We start from the raw sequence: 2,153 nt of genomic DNA, 5'->3' as shown, positions 1-2,153 counted from the left end.
CTCGGGCAATGGCGGCCGCGCGACGGCCGCGGCACGCGCGCGTTGATCCGGCTGGACCCGGCCGACCCGCGTATGACGCTCATGCTTTACGATGACAGCTACAACGCCAACCCGGCCTCGATCGGGGCGGCGCTGGACGTGCTGGCAGCGGCCGAGGTGACACATGACATCGGGCGTGTCTCCAAGGGGCGGCGGATCGCCTATCTGGGCGACATGAAGGAACTGGGCCCGACCGGTCCCGAGATGCATCGCGCGCTCGCCGGTCATCCGGCGGTCGCGGCGGTGGATCAAATCCACGCGATCGGCCCGCTCATGCGCGAGCTCTGGCAAGTGCTCCCTGAACAGAAGCGCGGGCGATGGTGTGAAACCGCCGATGAAATGGCCGACCACGTGCACGACGATCTCGATGCGGGCGACGTGGTGCTGGCCAAGGGGTCTCTCGGCATGGGGCTGGCACGGGTCGTGTCAGCGATCCGCGCGATGGATGACGAAACGCGCGGCCGGAAAGGACGGGGCTAGATGCTGTATTGGTTGACCGCATGGTCGGATGGCGGGGACTTCTTCAACCTGTTCCGATACATCACGTTCCGCTCCGGCGGGGCCTTCATGACGGCATTGCTTTTCGGGTTCCTGTTCGGGCCGCCGCTGATCAACGTTCTGCGCAAGCGCCAGGGCAAGGGCCAGCCCATCCGCGACGATGGCCCCGAGGGCCACGTCACCAAGACCGGCACCCCCACGATGGGCGGGCTGCTGATCGTCGGGGCGCTGGTGACATCGACATTGTTCTGGGCGCGGCTGGACAATCCCTATGTCTGGCTTGTGCTGTTCGTCACGCTGTCGTTCGGCTTGGTAGGGTTCGCCGACGACTTTGCCAAGGTGAGCAAGCAGAACGTTTCGGGCGTGCCCGGCAAATTGCGGCTGGCGCTGGGTTTCCTGATCGCGGCCGTTGCAGCCGCCTGGGCGGCGTGGTTCCACCCGGCCGAGCTGCAGAACCAGCTGGCCTTCCCGTTCTTCAAGGACGCGTTGCTCAACATGGGGTGGCTGTTCATACCCTTCGCCATGTTCGTCGTCGTGGGCGCGGCCAACGCGGTGAACCTGACCGATGGCCTTGACGGGCTGGCGATCATGCCGGTGATGATCGCGGCAAGTGCGCTGGGGGTCATTGCCTACGCGGTGGGACGCGTCGATTTCACCGATTACCTCGAGGTGCATTACGTGCCGGGAACGGGGGAGATACTGGTCTTCGTTGCAGGGCTCGTGGGCGGCGGCCTTGGCTTTCTGTGGTACAACGCACCGCCGGCGGCGGTCTTCATGGGGGATACCGGCAGCCTCGCGCTCGGCGGCGCGCTGGGCGCGATCGCCGTGGCCACCAAGCACGAGATCGTCCTGGGCATCGTGGGCGGGCTGTTCGTGGTCGAGGCGCTGAGCGTCATCATCCAGGTGTTCTATTTCAAGCGCACGGGCAAGCGCGTGTTCTTGATGGCCCCGATTCATCACCACTACGAAAAGAAGGGCTGGGCCGAACCGCAGATCGTCATTCGCTTCTGGATCATCGCGCTGATACTGGCGATGATCGGGCTTGCCACGCTCAAGGTGCGCTGATGAATGCGGTGCGCGACAGGACGGCCATGATCGCGGGGATGGCGCCGCAGGCCGACGCGGAAACCTATCATTTCTGCACCGTGGCCGAGCCCGTGGCGGCGCTGCATTTCCCCGAGGCGCTGGCGGTCGTTCGCGAAGCCGAAGGTGTTTCGTTGATCCTGCCGGAGGCTGCAATGCGCCGCCACGGCCTGCCGGCGGACCAGCCCATGCGCCGGATCACGCTGGGCGTCCAGTCCGCGCTCGACGGTGTCGGCCTGACGGCGGCCGTGGCGGCGGCGCTGGCGGCCCATGACATCGCCTGCAACATGGTTGCGGGCTATCACCACGACCACGTTTTCGTCCCCGAAGCGGACGCGGACCGTGCACTGGCCATCCTGCACGACCTCGCGGCGCGGGAGGAGGGCGCATGATCCCCGTGACAGGGTTCGAGGGCGCGCGGGTCGCGGTTCTGGTCCTGAAATGCCAGATCGAGATCGGCAGCCGCGTCTGCCGCACGGTGGCCGAGGCCCGCGAGGATCTGCGCCGCCTGCGCAGCACGGTCGCCCGGCACG

At 66.7% G+C, this 2,153-nt stretch carries 3 protein-coding genes; all 3 read left to right on the top strand.

Features of this window, described 5'->3' with window-relative positions:
* Window positions 1–519: glutamate ligase domain-containing protein (locus tag ACH107_RS32225; RefSeq protein ID WP_412509688.1), on the top strand; the 519-nt coding region annotated here is incomplete at its 5' end.
* Window positions 520–1,602: a phospho-N-acetylmuramoyl-pentapeptide-transferase gene (gene mraY / locus ACH107_RS32220; RefSeq protein ID WP_412509687.1), complete on the top strand. Its 1,083-nt coding sequence runs from the start codon at window positions 520–522 to the stop codon at window positions 1,600–1,602. It begins immediately after the preceding gene.
* Complete coding sequence (locus ACH107_RS32215; RefSeq protein ID WP_412509686.1) at window positions 1,602–2,012, top strand: ACT domain-containing protein; 411 nt, start codon at window positions 1,602–1,604, stop codon at window positions 2,010–2,012. The genes mraY and ACH107_RS32215 overlap by 1 nt, the downstream gene beginning before the upstream one ends.
* Window positions 2,013–2,153: the final 141 nt, after the last annotated feature.

It is taken from the genome of Roseovarius halophilus (ex Wu et al. 2025), from assembly GCF_047086965.1.
The sequence above is the reverse complement of the archived record's forward strand: the minus strand, read 5'-3'. Positions and strand labels throughout refer to the sequence as shown.

Coding starts and splice junctions, on each gene's coding strand:
- mraY (WP_412509687.1), top strand. CDS start 520: ATGCTGTATTGGTTGACCGCATGGTCGGATGGCGGGGACTTCTTCAAC.
- ACH107_RS32215 (WP_412509686.1), top strand. CDS start 1,602: ATGAATGCGGTGCGCGACAGGACGGCCATGATCGCGGGGATGGCGCCG.